Here is a 1,660-nt window from a genome sequence, read left to right as displayed (position 1 = left end):
GGCCCCGGGAGTGCACACTCCCGGGGCCGCTCCCGTTCTGCTCATGTGCGCCATCACTCGTTCGAGTGAGCGGGCGGTGCGCCAACTGCGCCATTGCGCCATCATGCGTCCCCATGTCCGGAGGGCGGCCTATTCTCCTGACGGACACTCACCGTCGGTCCGCCCGACGCGCTGAGGCAACACGGGGTCCGTACGGCGGGGAGGTCGAGATCGCTACCGACTGTGGAGGCTCGACCCTGCCGCGAGGGGCGGCGCGCTACCTGGTGGTGGTGCCGGTGGCGGCGCTGTGCTGCCTGGTGCCGCTGCTGCCCGCCGCGGCCGCCCCCGGGGTGCCGCACTGGCTCGGCGCGCCGGTGGACTGGCCCAAGGTCGCGCTGCTGGCCTTCCTGCACGGCTGCTGGGAGTCCCTGGCCCAGGGCCTGCCCACGCCCTGCCTGGTGCTGGTGCGCCGGCTGCTGCGCCGGCCGGCGCTGCCCGAGCGGACGCCCGCCCGGCCCGGGGTGAACACCTTCTTCCCGGTGCTGTTCGCCGGGGTGCTGATGCTCCCGCCGGCCGCCGCCGCGCTGGTCGCCGCCCCGGCCGCGCTGCTCGGCGGGCCGAGCGGGCGCGGCTGCCGCCCGCGCCAGCTGTTCAACGGCGCCCAGCTCGCGCTGTGCGCCTTCGCCTCCTCCGTCGTCTTCCACCTGCTGCACGGCCCGCAGCTGCTGCTCGGCTCCCGCTTCCCGGCCGCGCTGCTGCCCGGATTCGCCGCCGTCGCGGTGTTCTGCCTGGTCAACGGGGTGGTGGTGGGCGTCATGCTGATGCTCAGCGAGGGCCGCCGGCCCGGGGTGCTGCTGAGCGGGGCGCACGCGTCGTGCGGGCTGCCGGTGCTGGTGCACGCGGCCGGCGGGCTGATGGTCGCGGTGCTCTGGCAGGGCCCGTACGGCGCGTTCGCGGCGCTGCTCGCGTTGCTGCCGCTGTCCATCTCGGCCTGGGTGTTCGCCCAGGGCCAGCGCGAGCGGGACGCCCACCAGGCCACCGTGCAGTCGCTGGTGCAGGCCGTGGAGATCAAGGACTCCTACACCCGGGGCCACAGCGAACGGGTCGGCCGGGCCTCAGTGCTGATCGCCACTCAGCTCGGCATGGAGGCCGAGCGGCTGCGCACCCTGCGCTTCGCGGGCATCCTGCACGACGTCGGCAAGCTCGGCGTGGCCACCGAGCTGCTGCGCAGAAACGGTCCCCTGACCGAGGCCGAGCGTCGGGCGGTGGAGATCCACCCGGTGTACGGCTACGAGCTGGTGCGCGGCATCGACTTCCTCGGCGAGGCGCACGCCGGGATCCTGCACCACCACGAGCGGCTGGACGGCCGGGGCTACCCGAGCGGGCTGGCCGGCGAGCAGATCCCCGAGTTCGCCCGGATCATCTCGGTCGCCGACGCCTTCGACTCGATGACCTCCACCCGCTCCTACCGGCGCGGCCGCCCGGTCGGCGAGGCGGTCGCGGAGCTGGAGCGCTGCTCGGGGAGCCAGTTCGACCCGGTGATGGTGCGGGCGCTGATCGACGCGCTGGCCGGGTACGACTGGCAGCCGGTGGTGCACTCCGAGGACTCCATCGAGGCGGTGCCGGACATCCCGCTCGGGGTGCCCGAGCCGGTCCGGGCCGCCCCGGGCCAGGCCGTCCC

At 74.8% G+C, this 1,660-nt stretch carries 1 protein-coding gene; it reads left to right on the top strand.

The features are described 5' to 3' along the window. Window positions 1–263: 263 nt before the first annotated feature. The coding region (locus tag ACFU6K_RS38490; protein ID WP_380671244.1) for an HD-GYP domain-containing protein at window positions 264–1,660 on the top strand (1,397 nt) is incomplete at its 3' end.

This window comes from Kitasatospora sp. NPDC057512 (genome assembly GCF_042802135.1).
Classification (GTDB): domain Bacteria; phylum Actinomycetota; class Actinomycetes; order Streptomycetales; family Streptomycetaceae; genus Kitasatospora.
The sequence above is the reverse complement of the archived record's forward strand: the minus strand, read 5'-3'. Positions and strand labels throughout refer to the sequence as shown.